The organism is Rhodopirellula sp. UH5, assembly GCF_056839225.1.
On sequence record NZ_CM166390.1, the window covers coordinates 332,860 to 351,386 of the forward strand.

General features: G+C 56.2%; 13 protein-coding genes. 3 read left to right on the forward strand and 10 right to left on the reverse strand.

The genetic code is table 11. The features are described 5' to 3' along the window. Positions 1-282: 282 nt before the first annotated feature. From fdhA to UH5x_RS01205, 3 genes are all read right to left on the reverse strand, one after another. Positions 283-1,491, reverse strand: a complete 1,209-nt coding sequence (gene fdhA, locus UH5x_RS01195; RefSeq protein WP_482634423.1) for a formaldehyde dehydrogenase, glutathione-independent — start codon at positions 1,489-1,491, stop codon at positions 283-285. A gap of 404 nt (positions 1,492-1,895) precedes the next feature. Beyond that, the gene (locus UH5x_RS01200; protein WP_482634424.1) at positions 1,896-2,084 is read right to left on the reverse strand and encodes a hypothetical protein; all 189 of its coding nucleotides are present in this window, start codon (positions 2,082-2,084) and stop codon (positions 1,896-1,898) included. Further along, positions 2,084-3,883, reverse strand: a complete 1,800-nt coding sequence (locus UH5x_RS01205; protein WP_482634425.1) for an NADPH-dependent assimilatory sulfite reductase hemoprotein subunit — start codon at positions 3,881-3,883, stop codon at positions 2,084-2,086. The genes UH5x_RS01200 and UH5x_RS01205 overlap by 1 nt, the downstream gene beginning before the upstream one ends. Before the next feature lie 266 nt (positions 3,884-4,149). On the opposite strand from UH5x_RS01205, the gene UH5x_RS01210 reads away from it, so the two are divergent. Beyond that, the gene (locus tag UH5x_RS01210; RefSeq protein WP_482634426.1) at positions 4,150-5,508 is read left to right on the forward strand and encodes an aminotransferase-like domain-containing protein; all 1,359 of its coding nucleotides are present in this window, start codon (positions 4,150-4,152) and stop codon (positions 5,506-5,508) included. 265 nt (positions 5,509-5,773) lie between these two features. Here UH5x_RS01210 and UH5x_RS01215 read toward each other — a convergent pair whose 3' ends face one another. Together UH5x_RS01215 and UH5x_RS01220 are read right to left on the reverse strand one after the other, a co-directional pair. After that, on the reverse strand, positions 5,774-6,643 hold the full coding sequence (locus tag UH5x_RS01215) for a hypothetical protein (RefSeq protein WP_482634427.1): 870 nt from the start codon (positions 6,641-6,643) through the stop codon (positions 5,774-5,776). Positions 6,644-6,922: 279 nt separating this feature from the next. Next, complete coding sequence (locus UH5x_RS01220) at positions 6,923-8,782, reverse strand: TolC family protein (protein ID WP_482634428.1); 1,860 nt, start codon at positions 8,780-8,782, stop codon at positions 6,923-6,925. Between UH5x_RS01220 and UH5x_RS01225 the strand changes: the two genes are divergently transcribed. Then, positions 8,781-8,906, forward strand: a complete 126-nt coding sequence (locus UH5x_RS01225) for a hypothetical protein (RefSeq protein WP_261340215.1) — start codon at positions 8,781-8,783, stop codon at positions 8,904-8,906. The genes UH5x_RS01220 and UH5x_RS01225 overlap by 2 nt on opposite strands. A 164-nt stretch (positions 8,907-9,070) precedes the next feature. Here the strand turns inward: UH5x_RS01225 and UH5x_RS01230 are convergent, their stop codons facing one another. From UH5x_RS01230 to UH5x_RS01245, 4 genes are all read right to left on the reverse strand, one after another. Then, complete coding sequence (locus tag UH5x_RS01230) at positions 9,071-12,505, reverse strand: efflux RND transporter permease subunit (protein ID WP_047814041.1); 3,435 nt, start codon at positions 12,503-12,505, stop codon at positions 9,071-9,073. A 183-nt stretch (positions 12,506-12,688) separates the two neighbouring features. Beyond that, positions 12,689-13,897, reverse strand: a complete 1,209-nt coding sequence (locus UH5x_RS01235; RefSeq protein ID WP_482634429.1) for an efflux RND transporter periplasmic adaptor subunit — start codon at positions 13,895-13,897, stop codon at positions 12,689-12,691. A gap of 529 nt (positions 13,898-14,426) precedes the next feature. Further along, a complete protein-coding gene (locus tag UH5x_RS01240) occupies positions 14,427-14,675 on the reverse strand; it encodes a hypothetical protein (RefSeq protein WP_482634430.1) in 249 nt (82 codons plus the stop codon). A 1-nt stretch (position 14,676) separates the two neighbouring features. Beyond that, positions 14,677-15,399 (reverse strand): cytidylate kinase-like family protein, encoded by a 723-nt coding sequence (locus UH5x_RS01245; protein ID WP_482634431.1) that lies wholly within the window; start codon positions 15,397-15,399, stop codon positions 14,677-14,679. Between the two features lie 523 nt (positions 15,400-15,922). Between UH5x_RS01245 and UH5x_RS01250 the strand changes: the two genes are divergently transcribed. Beyond that, positions 15,923-17,281: a sigma-54-dependent transcriptional regulator gene (locus UH5x_RS01250; RefSeq protein WP_482634432.1), complete on the forward strand. Its 1,359-nt coding sequence runs from the start codon at positions 15,923-15,925 to the stop codon at positions 17,279-17,281. A 181-nt stretch (positions 17,282-17,462) separates the two neighbouring features. Here UH5x_RS01250 and UH5x_RS01255 read toward each other — a convergent pair whose 3' ends face one another. Next, complete coding sequence (locus tag UH5x_RS01255) at positions 17,463-18,323, reverse strand: SHOCT domain-containing protein (RefSeq protein ID WP_047814045.1); 861 nt, start codon at positions 18,321-18,323, stop codon at positions 17,463-17,465. Between the last annotated feature and the right edge of the window lie 204 nt (positions 18,324-18,527).

Consider the following 18,527-nt stretch of genomic DNA (forward strand, 5'->3'; position numbering starts at 1 on the left):
TCGTTCCCAGGCTCCCGCCTGGGAACGCGATGGCTCGCAGGCTCCGCCTGCCGATTCGCGGATGTGAGGCAGGAGCCTCCAATGCAGTGTGTCCCCAGGCGGAGCCCGGGGACAAGGTTGAACGAGCTCGTTCCCAGGCTCCCGCCTGGGAACGCAATGCCTCGCAGGCTCCGCCTGCCGATTCGCGGATATGAGGCAGGAGCCTCGAAGACAGTGTGTCCCCAGGCGGAGCCCGGGGACAAGGTTGAACGAGCTTCCGTTTCCCTCGGAACCTCGCGATGCCTAGTTGGAAGCTGCCAGCACGCCGTGTGGGTCGAGCACGAATTTTTTGGCGGCGCCTTGGTCAAAAGCAGCGTAGCCTTGCACGGCTTCTTCCAGTGGGATCACCGTCGCGTTGACGGCGTTCGCGATTTGACAACGATCGTGCAAGATCGCCATCATCAGCCCTCGGTTGTACTTCATGACCGGGCACTGGCCGGTGGTGAAGTGCAAGGACTTGGCCCAGCCCAATCCGATGCGGAGGGAAAGATTGCCGGTTCGGGCCGCTTCGTCGACCCCGCCTGGATCATCGGTCACGTACAAGCCAGGGATTCCGACGCCGCCTGCCACACGGGTGACCTCCATCACTTGGTTGAGAACCGTGGCGGGTTTCTCGACGCCCGAATCGCCGCCATGTCCGCGGGCTTCGAAGCCGACGCAATCGACGGCGCAATCCACTTCTCGCTCACCCAAGATCGGCTCGATCATGTCGGGCAGGGAGGCGTCGGTTTTCAGGTCAACCGTTTCGCAGCCGAACGATCGGGCTTGAGCGAGTCTTTCCTCGATCATGTCGCCGACAATCACCACCGCTGCGCCGAGCAACTGGGCCGCGTGAGCACATGCAAGTCCGACTGGGCCGGCTCCGGCAACATACACGGTACTGCCTGTCGTCACCCCCGCGGTGTAGGCGCCGTGATACCCGGTCGGAAAAATGTCAGACAGCATTGTCAGGTCGCGGATCTTGGCGAGTGCCTGATCGCGATCGGGAAACGCGAGCAAGTTCCAGTCAGCGTAGGGAACCATCACGTAGCGGGATTGGCCGCCAATCCATCCGCCCATGTCGACATAGCCATACGCTGCGCCGGGGCGGTCAGGGTTCACGTTTTCGCAAACGCCCGTGTCACCTTCCTTGCAGCAACGGCAGCGACCACAAGCGATGTTGAACGGCACGCTACAGATGTCACCCTTTTTGATGAACTCAACGTCACGTCCAGCCTCGACGACTTCGCCGGTGATCTCGTGTCCGAGCACCATGCCCGCGGGAGCCGTCGTGCGCCCGCGGACCATGTGTTGGTCGGAGCCGCAGATGTTCGTGGAGATCACTTTCAAGATCACCCCGTGGTGGCACTGCCGAGTCTTCCCTCGATAGCTGAGTTCCAATTTGGGATCGTCGATGGATTGAACATCAACCTTCCCGTCGCCGAGATAAACAACACCTTTGTTATCTGACATCGAATCGTGCCTCGTAGAAAAAGACGGTGCGAAGGGTGTGTGTGGCAACCGTAGCGAGCTGGAACGGATGCTTCGTGACCCTGGATGAAGGGCAGTGTATCAGATGCGATTGCCGCGATGGGCGGAAGTCGATCGCCTGCAAGTTGCGAAATTGGCATCGGCTTCCAGCCTGTGGATCCACCTCATGTCAGAGCACGAAGCGAAAAACGAAAGAGAGTCTTGCCGCTCTCTTTCTCAAACTGGCCCTACCCTTCTCCCAAATCCTGATCGCTTCGATGCTCTGGCGGTTTCAAACAGGTACGCAGCTGTCATCGGGTAGGTGAGCCGATTGGCGTTCGCCACGGTTCCCACCCACAACCGGGGCTGACGCCCAACCGTCAACCCAATCACTCCTGCGTGCCTGCTTAAAAATCCGCTTTCTCGTTGCCTTGATTGTCGTAGCGGATGAATGCGAAGTAGCAAAAGCTGACTGGCAAACCGGGGAGTGTTAGCAGGAAGAACCACGAGACACTGATCGCCATCATTACGATGAAGCCAATGAAGAACGCCCATACCCACTTGGTGTCACGCCAAAGTCCTTTGAGTTGGTCCATTAGATTGACACCTCCTCTTTTTTCAGTTCCGCACAACGTGCTTGTAGGTGTTCGATTCCAATCCGATGGCAGAAGTCGCCCATGCCTTCGCCTACGTGCCGATGATGCTTGTAAACAGTGAACACACGGGTCAACTCCGATATGATTTCTTCCGCCGGCACCATGTCTTGGTAGATCTCCGCAAGTCGGTTTCCCAGCAATGCGCCGCCAACGAACAGCGTGTACCGATCAACGGCCTTGCCAACCAATGCGATATCCGCAACGTACGGGCGGGCACAGCCATTGGGGCATCCCGTCATCCGGATCGTGAATCGTTCGGAATTGAGGCCCAGCTTTGCCAGCACGGTTTCGAGTTCGTCGATCAAACTGGGCAACCGGCGTTCGGCCTCCGTGATCGCCAGCCCGCAAGAAGGCAGCGCCACGCACGCCATGGAGAATCTACGCACCAAACTGGTCGACTCACTGCTGTGAATCTTGTGCTTTCGCAGAATCTGGGAGACCTGCTCGCGGTGCGATTCGTCTAAATCACAAAAAATCAAACTCTGGTTTCCGGCCAAACGGATTTCGGTTCCGAGTGTTTCGGCCAGTTCTCGCAGCGCCGATTTCATCTCGTTCGAGTCTGTGTCACGGACCCGACCGTTTTCAACACAAAGACCGTAGGACCAGCGTCCATCCTTTTGTGACTGCCAGCCCATGTGATCGTCGACGCCGTGCACGTCATCGTCGGTGCATTCCTCCAGGGCATATCCAAGCACCTTTTCGACTTCGTCGCGGAACTTGGTGATCCCCCAGTTCGCAATCAAGTACTTCATGCGGGCGACTTTTCGGTCGGCACGATTGCCGTTGTCCCGCTGCACAATCAAAACGGCCTTGGCAACGTCAATGGCTTGCTCGGGCGTACAGAACCCCAATCGTTTTGCGACGGCGGGGAACGTTTTCTTCTGGCTGGGGGGTGTGCCCATTCCGCCGCCCACAATCACGTTGTAGCCTACGATTTCTGCGTCCCGCACGACGGCAATGAAGCCGAGGTCTTGCGTGTAGACGTCGATGCAATTGTCCTCGGGGAGCACAACGCCACACTTGAATTTTCTCGGCAAGTAAGTCGGGCCGTAGAGCGGTTCGACCTCTTCTTCGGCGGATCGAACATCGCCGACCATCATCTCTTCGCCCGTCTGTTCGTCCTTCACCCACAATTCGCGGTACACGCCTGTTCGGGGTGCCAACGACTCGGCGAGCTCATCGGTCAATCGCTGAAGTTCCTCGCGAATCGAGTCGGTGCGTTTGGCTGGACAGCACATCACGTTTCGATTGACATCGCCGCAGGCGGCCAGGGTGGAAAGCCCCAGCGTGTTGATTCGCTGAATCGTTTCCCGAAGATCTTGCTTGACAACACCATGCAGTTGGATGGTTTGGCGTGTCGTGATCTTCATGGTCGAGTTGCCAAGCAGTTCACAGATGTCGAGATGAGCAAGGAACTGGTTGGCCGTCATCCTTCCGCCCGGAATACGGCAGCGAATCATCATCGAAAACGCCTTGCCACGCCCCATCTTTCGCAACTCCGACCGCATGTCGCGGTTGTCTTGCTGGTAAGTCCCGTGGAACTTCAGCAGTTGCAGGTTGTCTTTCTCGAACTGGTCGGTGTCCTTTTGCAAATCTTCCGCGATCCGGCCGGCCAACCATCGGCTTTCTGCTTTGATCTTCTCGACGGCGCTGAGTTTTTTGACGTCACTGAGTTTTCCGACGTGACTGGGCTTCTCGACGGCGTTGGGATGTGTGTTGTCACTGACGTTCTTCGTCATGTTCTTTCTCCGGGAATGAGCGATCAGTACACGGTAGAAGAGGCGGGCGGATTCGAACAAGCCGCGTGCTTCATTTCGTGCGCAATCATGCCTCTGTGTGCCACCAATCCACTCAATGATCCATTCAATCAGCAACTCAATGCCATCCGGTTAGACGCGCCGAATCCACCGTTGTGATTTGACGAGGTGTAGCCAGATGGGATTGCGGGGTACGATGACTCGAAACCGACTGAGATTGTCACCCCTTGAAACGAAGCCAATGTCTGATGCGACGTAGCGACTGGACACCCGATTTAACCCACTGCAAGGTGCCATTGTTCGAAGGGATCGCACGCGCGATCGCCGACGACGTCGCGGATGGCAAGTTAGTGGCGGGGGATCACTTGCCGACCCAGCGGGCACTCGCGAAACAGATCAACCTGGACGTCACGACGGTGGCTCGCGGTTATGCAGAAGCGGCTCGCGTTGGATTGATTGAAGCGAGAGTCGGGTCGGGGACCTTTGTTCGCGGGCCTCGCCAGCCCGACTCGTTGGCTGCTCGCCGAGCCGACTTGGCGGACCGCAGCATGAACCAACCGCCCGATATCACCGATGCGGCGTTGCTTGGGCAGATGCGGGCGTCGATGACCTCGGTCGGCGAAATGCTTCCTCAACTGCTGCGGTACCAACCCAGCGGAGGCGTGTCCCAGGACAAGGCCGCTGCGACCGCATGGCTTTCGCGGCGAGGTGTGATGTTGGATCACCATTCCCTGCACATCACCGCGGGAGCCCACACGGCAATCAGCGCTGTTCTTTCAACTTTGTTGTCGCACGGAGGCTCGATCGCCTGCGAGTCGGTCACTTACCCAGGGCTGCGTGGGATCGCCAAGACAATTGGAGCTCCGGTGCACGGATTGCCAACCGATCAATATGGAATCGATCCTGCGGCACTGGACAAAGCAGCCTCGCAAAAGAACGTTCGTGTGCTGTACCAAAACCCCACGCTTCGCAATCCAACGACCGAAACTGTTCCCCTGAGCCGCAGGGTGGAAATGGTGGAAGTTGCACGTCGGCATGGAATCGCGATCCTGGAAGACGATGCGTATGGCTTCTTGCCAGTCAACGCACCGCCCGCGATCGCAATGCTCGCTCCTGAATTGACGTTTTATGTCGCCAGTCTGGCGAAATGTTTGGGGCCGGGACTGCGGATCGCTTATCTGCTAACCCCGCGTGCAATGGAACCCAGGGATTTCACAGCGAGCTTAAGAGCCGTTTCTGTGATGGCATCTCCTCTGACGACGGCGCTGGTCACTCGCTGGATCGAAAGCGGTTTGGCTGATTCAATCTTGGCAGCGGTTCGATCGGAAACCCGTGCCCGCCGCAAACTGCTGTCTCACTGCCTTCCCAAAGAAATGCTGGTCGCGGCGGAGGGTTGTTTTCATGCCTGGATCCGACTCCCTGAATCGCAATCCCGAGCCCGCGTGATTGACTGGATGCGAGGGTATGCACTCGGCGCGGTGGCATCGGATGAGTTCTGTTTTGACGTCGCCCCACCAGAGGCCTTGCGATTGTGCCTCGGCGGAGCAGCCACACGTGAAGAATCCACGCAGGCAATCGAGTCTCTGTCTGACTTGCTCGGTGTCTAACTGGATCAATAGGCCCTGTTTTGTTCACGACACGACCAAACTCACAACCGGTTCATTTCACTTGGCCGGAACAGTCTCGATCGAGGTCCGATGAATACGACATCAGGTATGTCGATCATCCCGTGCGGTTGAAGTCAAACGTCGTGACTCGGATCCGGCAGTCTTGCTCACGCTCACTCCGCTGAACGCGTTGCAAGGTGTGGACGGGGAATTTCACTGGCAAGGCCAGTGGAAGAGAAACTTCGAATGCTTTGGACGCGCCTGGCTACTTCTCGCTGGTGGTTTCGGTTGGAGGCTGGTTTGCCGCGTCGGCGGACGCTTCGTTCGCTGGATTTTCGCCTGGGGCTTCCGCTGCTTCCTCGCCCGGTTGCTTCATGCGGTTGATTGAGAAACTGAGGATGGTTCCCTTCATCCCGTCAAACTTGATCGTCGTGGAGGCATCGGCCTTGCCAGCGTCACCTTCGAGCAACACGTTGACGACCAACCCTTCATCGGTGCTGATTCGGTTGTCGACATTGGTAATCGTTACGGTCGGATTGTCGCCGACCCAAATGTCGGTTCGGCCGAGTGCCTGGTTCAGTATGTCATCCGTTGCGATCTCGATGAACGAGTCGTGCATGACCGGCTTCATCGCCTCGAAGTTTTTGGCGAGCAACTGTTGGAAGAAGATCTCGGTTCGTTCGCGATACAATTCGTCGTTCGCCGGTCCCGTGAACCAGTCGTCGCTGAGTTTGTCGGGTTCGATTTTAAACTCGATCAATTGGTCGTTTTGGAAAACGAATTCAGAATTTGCGACGCCGTTTGCAAACACCATGTCACCCGACGTGGTCACCAGGGTTTGATCGGAGTTGCTTTCAAAGTTGATGTTGAAATTGGACCCGGTTTCGAATTTGCACTCGCCCATCACGGCGTTGATCTCTTTCATCCAGGCCAGCATCACCGGTGCATCGACTTTCTCCCGAAGCGACGGTTCACAAAGATCGAGGAACGCGTCGGCGTCTTCTGCCACAATCGATTCAAAAACCGGGCGTTGATAGGCCTGGCTGGAACTGTTTGCGAAATAGAGGCCAACGCCACAGAGAACCAACAACAAAAACCCGGCGCCCAGGATGGCGACAATGATCCATTTCAACATGGTCTGTTCCCCACTGAAACTTGCGTCCGTTGGCTTTGGACGCTTGGAATGTTAGAAGTCGAGCGCGTGATTCTCTCGCCTTCCAGCTTGCAAACCCGGAATTCGCGGGACAATCACCATCAAGGCTCCCAAGGATAGTCGGTTCGAGGACCCCAACCAGGGGTGGTCTCGGCCCTCCAGGCATGGCGTTCCGTTGGCACTTGTGCCAATCCAGCCGCTTTCCACGCCGTGGCTTGTCGACCGAACCGTGAGGAAGCTCGGTCAGCCTTGAACTGCGTTTCAGAAACCGCCACCACCGAGTGCTTGGTAGGCGTTGATGATGGCGCTGAGTTCTTCTTGCTTGGTATCGATCAGCAACATCTTGGCTTCCATCAACTCTCGCTGGGCAAGCAGGACTTCGACGTACTCCACGCGAGCATTTTGGAACAATTTGCCGGCACTGTCGACGGATTCTTCCAACGACTGAAGTTGTTGCTTCTTGATCTCGATGCTGCTGCGATAGTTGTCGACTTTGGAGACCAGGTTGACCACTTCCACGTGCGCTTCCAGCACCGTTTGTTGGTAGTTGTAGATGCTCTGCAACTGAACCGCGTTTGCCGTCCGGTAGTCAGCCTGGATCGCGCGTTTGTTGATCAGTGGGCCCACAATGTCTCCCGCGACGCTGTAGATGAGCGATTCCGGTGTTCGGAACAAATACCCTGTCGCGAACGCGTTCCAGCCAAGGCCACCGGTCAGCGTGAGTGAGGGATAGAAGCGAGCGCGAGCAACTTTGATGTCCAACCCTGCGGCGACGACCTGGCGTTCTGCCTCGCGAATGTCGGCTCGGTTTTGCAACAGTTCCGATGGGACGCCTGAACTCAGCGTTTGCATGTTCAGATCAATGAAGTTCACTTCGGTTCGGTCCACGTGTTGTGGATAGCGACCGACCAAGAAGTTGATTCGGTTCTCAGCTTCAACGATCTCTTGAGCGATGACGGCTCGTTCGCTCTCGTTCTTATGCACCTCGGCTTGGAAACGTTGAACGGCCAGTTGATTGCCGCGACCGGCTTCCTTCATCGCATTGGAAATATCCAGGCTCCGTTGTTGAATCTCGATCGTCTTTTCGAGTGTCAACATCCGGTTGTCGAGTGCCAGCAGCTCGTAGTAGTTGTCGGCGACTTCGGCGACCAAGCGGGTGATGATGTAGTTTCGTCCCTCTTGGGTCGCCAAGTACCGCATGGCAGCCGCGTTTTGGGCATTCCGCAATCGTTTCCAGATGTCCACTTCCCACGACACATTGGCGGCGACCAAGAAGTCCGGGAGCGGATCAGGAAAGCCTCGTCCGGGGGCGACCTCGAGTTGTTCTTCTACAGCGCCGTCTCGCGTGTGCCGGCCCGACTTTTCGACCCCAGCACCGACCCCCGCGGTCACGAAAGGTCGATACTCGCCGCTGCGGGCATAGGTTTCATTGCAGGCAATTTGAATTTCCTCGGAGAGGATTCTCAGTTCTTGGTTTCCAACCATTGCCTGAGTGATCAGGTCCAGCAAATACGGGTCAGTGTAGAACACGCTTTGCGGCAATTGAGCTGAGTTCTGGAGCGTTGAAATGCCGAAGTTCAAGTCCGCTTCATCGTAAATCAAGTGGTCGCCAGACTCGTCGATCACCGAGGAAGAAACGGTTTGCGTGGGAGCATTTGCCAGTTCGATCTTGGCTGGCTGATTCGATTGCCGTTCTGCAGCTTCGACCGCTTCCTGGACAAGCGAAGACGGTTCGGGGGCGAAATTCGTGGATTGGATGTAGCTCGCGAACGTTTTCGGCTCTTCGTCGGTTTTCGCGGACACCAATTGGGTGTTGGTAGGCGAAAGCTTGCGAGCCTCTTGGGATTCGTCAGGCTCAGCCGTCTCCACGAAGGAGGCCGTCTCAACCAGCGGTGCGATTTCGCTGGGGACACCAGAATCGTTCGCCATGGTTGGATTGCTGGTGGAGTCCATGCCGTTGTTCCAGTTGTAATGCTGGGGCATGGAAGGTCCTGGTTTGGAACCTCGTAGGCCAGGGATGCCGCATCCGGGAAACGCCAGCAATGAGCCGCAGATCAAGGCAGCGATGGAGGCACGTTTGGAAGAGTGGTTGCGTGAAGCGTGCGTCGTTGGATGGTTCATGTTCGTCCTTGATGAACTGGCGGGGATCGGCATCCTGCCGAAACGTGTTCTAGAGTCCGCGTTGACTGACGCGTTGTCACATCACTGGGAAGCGATGACGCAGCAGGGTCAATTTGATCGGTAGGTGGAGTTTCGTCGTTGATCGGGAGAGCGATCGACGCTTTCGTCCCTCTGAGCGAATTGTGCCAACATTTGCAGATCAGTCCTTCGGACTCCGGCGGCTTTGCCGGCGAGTCCGGTTGAGAGGCATGTGGCAGACATTCCCAATGCAGCGTTTTGGCGGATTGATCAGTGTTCCCGTTCGAAGATTTCGCTGAGAGGTTGGTCGTGTTCGTCGCGAATCAGAGTTCGACCGTCGGCCATTTTTGCGAAGAGGTAGTAGAGTCCTGGGATCACCAAGACGCCAACCAGCGTGCCCAGCAACATGCCACCGACTGCCGTCGTTCCGATCGTGCGGTTTCCGATGGCTCCAGGCCCGGTGGCTCGCACCAGTGGGATCAGACCTGCGATGAAGGCGAACGAAGTCATCAGAATGGGGCGAAAGCGCAGTTTGCCGCCTTCGATGCCCGCTTCCATGATGCTCAAGCCTTCCTGCCGTCGCTGGACCGCGAATTCGATGATCAGGATGGCGTTCTTTCCGAGCAGACCGACCAACATCACCAATCCGATTTGACAGTACACGTCGTTGGCCAGTCCCATGGATTGAAGGAAGGCAAATGAACCGAAAATGCCCACGGGCAGTGACGTCAACACGGCCAACGGAATGAGGAAGCTTTCGTATTGGCCCACCAACACCATGTACACGAAGATCACCACAATCAGGAAAATGTAGACCGCTGTGTTGCCCGATTTGGCTTCGTCGTATGACAAGCCTTGCCAGTCAATGTCGAACCCGTTGGGGAGGGTTTCTTCGGCGACTTGTTTGATCGCCGCGATCGCTTCGCCACTGCTGTATCCGGATGCTGGTGCGCCTTGGATGGGAGCGGTTGGGTAGAGGTTGTAGCGGCTGATTTCGTTCAGGCCCTGCTTCTTCTCAATTCGCATGAACGCGGAGTAAGGCACCATCTCGCCATCCTCGTTTTTCACGAACATGTTGTCGAGGTCTTCCGGGTAGCGACGGAATTTGGGTTGGGCTTGGACGTAGACCTTGTAGAACTGCCCGAAACGCACGAAGCCTTGTTCCCAGGTGCTGCCGATCACAATGGACAGATTGGCCATCGCGTCTTTGATGGACACGCCCTTCTGCATCGCGACATCGTTGTCGATGATGACTTCATATTGCGGGTAGTTGGCGGCGAAGAACGTGAACAATCCTTTGAGCTCAGGCCGCTTGCTCAGGGCTGCCATGAACTCGTCGGTGACTTGGCCCAACGCGGCGTAGTCGCCGCTGTTGGTTTTGTCGAGCAAGTTGACCGAGAACCCACCGGCGGCACCAAAGCCAGGAACGGCAGGCGGTTCGAAAAACTCGAGTTTGACGTTGGCAATGTCCGTCCCGCGTTCCTCCAATTCTTCAATGATCTCTCGCGATGTCAGTTCCCGGTCCGCCCACGGTTTCAGGTTGATGATGCAGGTACCAGCGTTCGAACCGCGGCCCTCGGTCAGGACCTCGTAACCGGCGATCGAGGAAACCGAGGTGACTTCATCCATTTGTTTGCAAATCGATTGCAGTTCATGGCACTTTGAGTTGGTGTATTCAAGTGTCGAACCAGGTGGTGTTTGCACAATGCCGTAGATCATTCCTTGGTCTTCCAGCGGAATGAACCCCGTTGGCAAGACTTGGTTGACGACCAAAATGCCATATCCGAACACCGCGATCACCGCGATCGTCACCACTCGGCGACTGATGATGTGACGGAGCACACGAGCGTAGCCACCCGTGACGGATTCGACGCCACGATCAAAACCATGCAGAAACAGACCGATCGGGCTGCGCTTCTTCGCACCCCCATCGAACCCCGAGAATGCGGCACGGAACGAAAACACAGCTAGCAAAGCAACGACGCCCGCGATGATGTCGATCCGCGTGTCCGTCAACTCCATCTGTTCTGAGAGGACCTCGTGTACCAATTCAATGTGCAATAGGAAGTGGACTCCCGTTCCGACGGCGATGCCCAGCAAGAGGCTGACCAACGCCCGCAGAACAAACGCGTATCGACCGGCGACTTTTTGAATCCCGCGATTCAAGAGACCGAGGATGCCGCGTTGGACGTTGTCATCCAGCGGTTTCAAAATCATCGCACACAACACCGGCGTCAACGACAATGCGACGACCCCCGAGATCACGATTGCCATCGCCATCGTCAATGCGAACTGACGATAGAACACGCCGACCGGACCAGTCATGAACGTGACGGGAATGAAGACAGCGGTCATGACCAAGGTGATCGCGATGATTGCCCCGCTGATTTCCTGGACCACCTCTTGGGTCGCTTGATAGGGACCAAGGTGCTTTGCGTGCATCTTTTCGTGGACCGCTTCGACCACGACGATGGCGTCATCCACCACGACCCCAATGGCGAGCACGAGTGCAAACAGCGTGATCAGGTTGATCGACATGCCAAACATCAGCATGAAGAAGAACGTGCCAATCAAGGACACGGGAACCGCCAGTGTGGGGATCAACGTGCTGCGGAAGTCACCGAGGAACAGATACACGACCAACGACACCAGAATGAACGCCTCGAACAGCGTGTGCAGCACCTTTTCGATCGAGGCGTCCAGGAAGTTCGAGACATCGTAGGTGACGGCGTAGTCCATCCCAGGGGGGAATTGTTTTGCTTTGATGTCTTCGACCTTCGCCTTGACCTGTTCGATCACGTCCGCTGCGTTGGATCCCGGTGTTTGTTTCAACACGATGGCCGCGGCGGGCAGTCCATCAATGTCGGAGTACAAGTCATAAAACGAGGAGCCGAGTGAGATCGTGGCAACGTCTGTTAAACGCAGGATTTCGCCCTCGGGACTTGCTCGGAGGATGATCTGCTCGTATTCCTCGGGTGTCGTGTAGCGGCCGACCCAAGTCAGCACGTATTCCAGCGTTTGAGATGTCGTGCCGGTTGCTTGGCCAAGTCGTCCAGGCGTGCCGATCATGCTTTGATCGGCCAAAGCCTCCATCACGTCTTCGGCATCAACGTGGTAAGCACGCATGCGGTCGAGATCCAGTTCGACACGCATTGCATACGAACGGTTGCCCAGAATGGATGCGAAACCCACCCCAGGAATGCGTTTGATTTCGTTCAAGATGTTGACGGTGGAGTAGTTGTAGAGGTAGTTCTGGTCCACGCTTTCGTCGGTGCTGAACACGTTCACGTACATCAGCATGCTGCTCATGTTTTGCATCACGATGATGCCTTCGCGTTCCACGATAGGTGGCAGGTTGTTCTTGACCATCTGAACGCGATTGTTCACGTTCATCACGGCGACGTCGGGATCGGTGCCGGGTTCGAAGATCACCTGAATTGTGCCCTCCCCCGCACTGGTCGCGTCGCTGAGCATGTACCGCATGTTGGGAACGCCGTTGATGGCTTGTTCCAAAATCACCATCGTCGAGTCGATCAGGATCTTGGCACTCGCACCGGGGTACGACACCGAGACCCGGACGCTCGGCGGCGCGACGGAGGGGAACTGCGAAATCGGCAGGACGTTGATCGCCAGTCCACCCATGAACAGGATCAGCAGCGAGATGACGATGGCGAGGGCGGGCCGGTGAAGAAATTTTTCAAACATGTTGCGAACAAGGTGCTGGCATGACGAGCACCGTCATGGTGCTCGCGGGGTGTGATTGGTGGGAGCGGTTGCCGACGCCGTCAACGGTTGAGACCCAATGGCTCGGCAATGACTGCGGGCGATTCTTGTTGGCCGAGATGTGGCCCGGATCGACGGGGCCGACTCAGTGGCAGGCGATGCCCGCTATTCGGCGTGATACTTGAGGTTGCCGAGCACGGTGTCTGGATCTTGGAATTCGTATTCCACCGTTTCGCCATCGCGAACTTGCAAGATGCCTTCGAGCACGATCTTTTCGCCGGGTTGCAATCCTTCGGCGATCAAGAAGATGTCATCCTTTTCGTTTTGAATCACGATTTCGCGTTGATGCACAACGTTGTCCGCGTCGAGCACGAAGGCGTACTTCTTGGCCAGAATTTCAAACGTCGCTCGTTGAGGAATCACGACGGCGTTCTTCGCAATCTGATTGATCAGCACCGTGCCGGTTTGACCGTGGCGAAGCAGTCCAGTTGGATTGGGGAAATCGGCACGAAATGCGATGTTGCCTGTTTCGTTGTCAAAGTCCGCTTCGATCGCTCCAATCCTGCCGGGCTGGTCGAAGAGTTTGTGATTGGCCAATCGGAGTTGCACGTTCAATGCGTCTGGATTTTGGCCGGCGTTCATCGCCTCTTGATATTCCAAGTAGCGAGATTCAGGAACATTGAAATAGACCCACATCAGGCTGTTGTCGGACATCGTGGTCAGCATCGCACCTTCCTCGACCAAACTGCCTTCTTGTTCGTGCAGTCGATCGACGATGCCATCGAATGGGGCTTTGATGTTGGCAAAGTTCACCTCTGCCTGAGCCAGTTTGACATTCGCGACGGCTTTCGCCAGTTTGGCTTCTGCCAACTTGAGTTCTTGGGTGGAGACGATGTTTTGTTGGACCAACTTTTGAGTGTTGTCGAACTCGACTTGAGCAAGCTGTGCTTCGGCCCTGTCAGCGTCCAGTTTGGCTTCGTAGATCGTGGGCAGGATATGGAAGAGTGACTGCCCCTTGGTCACCGCTTGGCCTTCGTTGACGTGGATGTCCTTCAGATAGCCACCTTCCAGGGCACACACTTCGATGTGTCGACGCGAATGAATCTGGCAAACGTATTGCCGAGTCAGCGTGACATCGCGGGCCACGGGGCTGGTCACGACAATTTTGTGTTGAGCGTGATGCTCGCCGGATGCGTGAGGCTGCTCCTCATGGTGTCCATCGGAATGTTCTGCGTGGGCATGGCCCTCATCGGAGGACGGGGCCGTCACCACATTGGCGAGTGGGACGGAAGACGTTTGGGCCCATTCTCCGCAACCCGCTAGGAAGCATGAGAAGGAGGCGAAGAGGAGCAAGTGGAACAATTTGGTGTGCATGGATCGGTTGGATTTGTTCATGTCTGGAAGGCGTTCGCGTGATGCACCGTCGTGGATGGGGGCGTTGAGACAGGCTTGCGAAACACTGGTTTCGGTTGAGCGTCGAAGGTGAGGTGCTGCAGGTGAGATCGATGATCTGCCTGCGAGGTCGGACAAAGCACGGGGTGTGCCGAAGCGCGAAGGGACCTTCCGCCGGCGGAGTTGAGATTGAGAAAACCCCGTGATTCACGGGCGAAAACAATTCTTGGTGGAATGCCGATTTTCAGCATGCTGGAATTTGTCTGCAATCAGGTTCATGACGTCTGCAGGAAACTGCAGGCATTGAGAGTGCCATGGGGTGGTGACGATGTGTGCCCCGAATGAACTGTCGAGGTCAGCCGAAGGGTGCCAGGACCGGGAGGTTGAACGCCACGGTCTGAATCCTTCCTCAGAAGTGGCAGCTCAAGTTTCCATCCCGCCCAACGACGAGGGTAAGAGACGCGAAAACATTCGCTCAGCGTTGAGGAAGATGCCACCAGGACGCCGGCGACTATCCGGCGTTGGTGGTGAGAGAGGAAGTCCGATGTTGGCTCCACATTTGGTGCAGAAAACGACATTCGTGCGGCGTTGCTGACTCTCGCTCCAAGTTCTGCCACTGCCCAGCCCTGCCAGTGAAGGCTAGGTACTCGGGCCGAACACCCATCAGAGAGTCCAACCAAGACGGTTCACACCAAACCGTCACGACGGATTGTTCGGCGTCGACGATGGAATCGTCGATTGAAATGAGTCTGTACTTCATCTCAGCAACCACCCTGCTTGGCGAACTTTTCTATCAAGCGGCGAGCAGAATCGACGACGATCTCAGCTGCTTCTTCCAGGGAAACGATTCCAACATTCAAAACCAAATCGTAAAGATGCGGGTCCGATTCGTCTTGATGGAAATGTCCGCGAATGTAGTTCTGCCTTTGCCGGTCTTTGTTCGCGACCCAGTGGCGTGCTTCTTTCTCGGAAAGATCGTGTTGCGACATCACCCGTTGAATCCGGGAATTTAGCGGGGCGACGACGCGGACGGACAACCCTTGTTCGGGCGGGAGGAGGTACTTCGCGCCTCGACCAACAATGACGACGTTCCCGTGGGATGCCGCCAGCAAAACCAGTTTGGAAACGCGGTGCGTGTAGGTGGACTCTGAAAATCCCAACCCACCAATGCGAGAGGTCAAGATTTCGCTGAGCCAGTTTTCGTGCTTCTCATCGACGCGTTGAATCAAGCACCGCGGAGTCCCGTAGTGTTGTTCCATGAAGTCGACAATCTCGTTGTCCAGCAGGTCCCAGTGCAATTTCTCAGCGACCAAAGCAGCCAGTTCACTGCCGCCTGCACCGGCTTCTCGCGAGATCGTGATGAAGGGGCCTAACCGTTTGCTGGTGTCTGCTTGGGACGCTTCGTCTTGGTTGTGTTCCGCATGGATCCACTTCAAAACTCTTTCGTCGGCACGGCGTTCAATGGCTGGGACTCGGACACTCATCGGAGGTGGGCCTGATCGATTGGAGGATCGAAATTGTGAGGGCTCGACCAAAATGCAATTGACGGACCGACGGCAAAAATTCTTGGTCGCGATCGGTGGCCTCATCCAGCCATTCCCGGTGCGAAGTGATTTCCCATGGCTCGTTTGGTAGGCGAGATCAGGTCAACAAACATGCAAGGTTTTGCATGAAAGATGCAGTGGATTGCATCGGAACGAGGGATAGCCCTTTGGAATGGGGCATTCATCTGTGTGACGGGCTGAACAGGTCGCCAACTCAAAGAAAAAAGAAACTCACGCTTTGCCGTGCGGCGATGCGTTTCACGTTGAGATTTGTTGTTTGTCTTTGTTCGTGGATGAGATAGATGAAGAAGATTTCATCTCTTTGGTCTGACGTTTGCCTAGGAGAGAACGCGGTCACTTCGAGCCTGGTTTGAACTCAGCCGAACGATCGAGCGTGTGGGGAACACGCCGCCTTCCATCTGCAAACACCTGAACCTCCTGAAAAGTCGAAGCCAACTTGGAAATGGAAAACGAACTTCATCTTTTGATCGTCGACGACGAGCCGAACATCCGCTCTGGCTTGGCTCGTGGGCTTGAAAAGATCTGCGATCACATCGAAACGGCCGCTTCCGTCAACGAAGCTTTGGATAAGTTTGTCGCGGGAAGTTTTCAATTGGTCATCGCCGATGTGAAAATGCCAGGCGATCGTGATGGACTCGACCTTCTCCGATGGATCAAGCATCGCGATCCGAGCGTCATGTCCATCATCATCACTGCCAATGGAACAGTGGAAACGGCAGTCGATGCAATGAAATGGGGAGCGTTTGATTTCATCACCAAACCGGTGGATCTCAACCTTATCCGCCAGCAGGTTACGAAAGCAGCGGAACACCACCGGCTGCAACACGAAAATCACCAGTTGAAGGAGAAGTTAGCCGAAGCCGGTGAGTTGTCAGGCATCGTTGGCAATTGCGACGAGTTCCAGAATCTACTCAAACAAGTGCGGCAGGTGGCGTCAACGGATGCGACCGTTCTGATTCAAGGTGAAAGCGGGACGGGCAAGGAATTGATCGCGCGGGCGATCCATGATCTGAGTGCACGCTCGAAAGACCCCTTTGTTGCGGTCAACTTGGGGGCTCTTCCCGAAAGTCTGTTGGAAAGTGAAATGTTCGGGCACGAGAAGGGCGCGTTCACGGGAGCGTCCCGACAGAAGCCCGGCTGCTTTGAACAAGCCGGCAATGGGACGTTGTTTCTAGACGAGATCACAGAAATCCCTGCCAAGAGCCAAGTGGACCTGCTGCGGGTGTTGGAAACGGGACAATTCGCTCGCGTCGGCGGCGAGCAGATGCTGCAATCGAACGCGAGAATTATTTCCGCAACCAATCGCGATGCGATGACGTTGGTCCAAGACGGATCGTTTCGCGATGATCTGTTCTACCGATTGAACATCGTTCCCATCGAGGTGCCGCCGCTAAGGAGCCGTCGCGAAGACATTCCGTTGTTGGTCGAACACTTCCTAACTCGGTTTTGCACTCGGCATCGACGTTCGATGAAGTTACTGACGCCTGAGGCGATGGAAGCGTTGATGGCTTCGGATTGGCCGGGCAACGTTCGCCAACTCCGCAACCATATCGAGCGAATCGTGGTCACGGTGGGGGGCGAAACCATCGGACGAAACGATCTCCCTGAAGAGCATCAACGTCAGAGTGTTTCGCCGTGCAACGCGATTCGCACGCTGAACGAGATCACTGAAATGGCGGAACGAACCGGGATCGAGTCCGCTCTAACAGCGAAAGATTTTCACCGCGAGCGAACCGCGAAAGCGCTGGGGATCAGTGTGCGAACGTTGCACTACAAAATGAACCGCTACGGGCTTCACTGAACGAGCAACAGAGTAGAACAGTTGTCCCCAACTGTTCCGTCGGGCAACGCTCAATGCCCAAGCTTCATTGCGACCGTGTCCACTCCCCACGGTTCGCGTCATGCTGCTCGACGACATCCACACGTTCCACGTTGGCCCCGTCCGGGGCGACGTCGGTCGATCTCGCTTGACGTTCGCCGGATTAAATCCGGTCGAGCAAGTCGGACTTCTTGCGATTGAATTCTTCTTGGGTGATGTAGCCTTTGTCGAGCAATCCGCCCAAGCGATCGAGTGTGTCGAACACGTTGCCAGAATCCGGGGACGAGGATGCGGAGGTGCCATTTGGATTGGCCGACGCTTCGTTTGGTGCAGGGGTCGGCTCGGGCTGGACATTGGCAGCGGGTGGGGCCGGCGCTGGGCTGGGGGGAGCTTGCGGCGCTTCAACGATTCCGTTTCGACTGACAATCGGAAGCGACGAAAGCGGAACGACTCCAAATTGGCTCGTGAAGGTGATCGACCCGTCGCCCGATTGTTGTTGGCTGAAGCCACCGATGTTGTGTTGCAGCGTGTCGTACAGCCACACGTCGTCGCCCGTTGCCACGGCCAATCGATGAGCATCGGCAAAGTACGCGTATCGCATTTGGTTCTGTGATCCGCTGGCGGAAGGCGATCCCAACTCTTGGGGCCACCAATTGCGTCGTGGGTCCGGTGCGAAGAGGCTGTTCGAAGCCGACCCTCCACCGGCCTGCTGATCTTGGTAGTTCGAGCCACCGCTTTGGCTTTGCGATTGGAACACGCCACTGCTCGTTCCAGTTTGATTCTCGGCGATCGAACGAGCGCAATCTTCACAGAGGGCCGAAACGCGGTACTTCAGATTCTGATTGAACATGTCACCAATCATCATCATTCCCCCCGCCATCCATTGGCCCGATCCGCCAAACTCGGGATGGGAGAACTGGGCCATGCTTCCGTTGCCGTTGTAAACAGCGGTCAACATGTGGCTGACGGCATCCACGGAGAATCCGTGGCGATTGGAAAGTGTTTGGGCGATTTGCTGGCCCATGGACGAAAGTGGCAACACGGGAGACTCGCAGGAAACACAGGTGGAAAAAGACAGAGAACAAATTCTACGTCGTGATTGTCAACCAATTCGCCTCAACTTCCTAGTCCAGCCCTTTTGTGACGCCGATTATGCCGGCTTGAAACCTTGCTGGGTGTCCTCGCCCCCAGGATTTCGTGACCAGGCATCCCCAATCGTGACGGGATG

Excerpts from the sequence above, each read along its gene's own strand:
- UH5x_RS01255 (WP_047814045.1), bottom strand. The coding sequence starts at position 18,323 with ATGGGCCAGCAAATCGCCCAAACACTTTCCAATCGCCACGGATTCTCC.
- UH5x_RS01240 (WP_482634430.1), bottom strand. The coding sequence starts at position 14,675 with ATGAAGTACAGACTCATTTCAATCGACGATTCCATCGTCGACGCCGAA.
- UH5x_RS01205 (WP_482634425.1), bottom strand. The coding sequence starts at position 3,883 with ATGACGAAGAACGTCAGTGACAACACACATCCCAACGCCGTCGAGAAG.
- UH5x_RS01220 (WP_482634428.1), bottom strand. The coding sequence starts at position 8,782 with ATGAACCATCCAACGACGCACGCTTCACGCAACCACTCTTCCAAACGT.
- fdhA (WP_482634423.1), bottom strand. The coding sequence starts at position 1,491 with ATGTCAGATAACAAAGGTGTTGTTTATCTCGGCGACGGGAAGGTTGAT.
- UH5x_RS01200 (WP_482634424.1), bottom strand. The coding sequence starts at position 2,084 with ATGGACCAACTCAAAGGACTTTGGCGTGACACCAAGTGGGTATGGGCG.
- UH5x_RS01245 (WP_482634431.1), bottom strand. The coding sequence starts at position 15,399 with ATGAGTGTCCGAGTCCCAGCCATTGAACGCCGTGCCGACGAAAGAGTT.
- UH5x_RS01210 (WP_482634426.1), top strand. The coding sequence starts at position 4,150 with ATGCGACGTAGCGACTGGACACCCGATTTAACCCACTGCAAGGTGCCA.
- UH5x_RS01225 (WP_261340215.1), top strand. The coding sequence starts at position 8,781 with ATGTTCGTCCTTGATGAACTGGCGGGGATCGGCATCCTGCCGAAACGT.
- UH5x_RS01215 (WP_482634427.1), bottom strand. The coding sequence starts at position 6,643 with ATGTTGAAATGGATCATTGTCGCCATCCTGGGCGCCGGGTTTTTGTTG.
- UH5x_RS01230 (WP_047814041.1), bottom strand. The coding sequence starts at position 12,505 with ATGTTTGAAAAATTTCTTCACCGGCCCGCCCTCGCCATCGTCATCTCG.
- UH5x_RS01235 (WP_482634429.1), bottom strand. The coding sequence starts at position 13,897 with ATGCACACCAAATTGTTCCACTTGCTCCTCTTCGCCTCCTTCTCATGC.
- UH5x_RS01250 (WP_482634432.1), top strand. The coding sequence starts at position 15,923 with ATGGAAAACGAACTTCATCTTTTGATCGTCGACGACGAGCCGAACATC.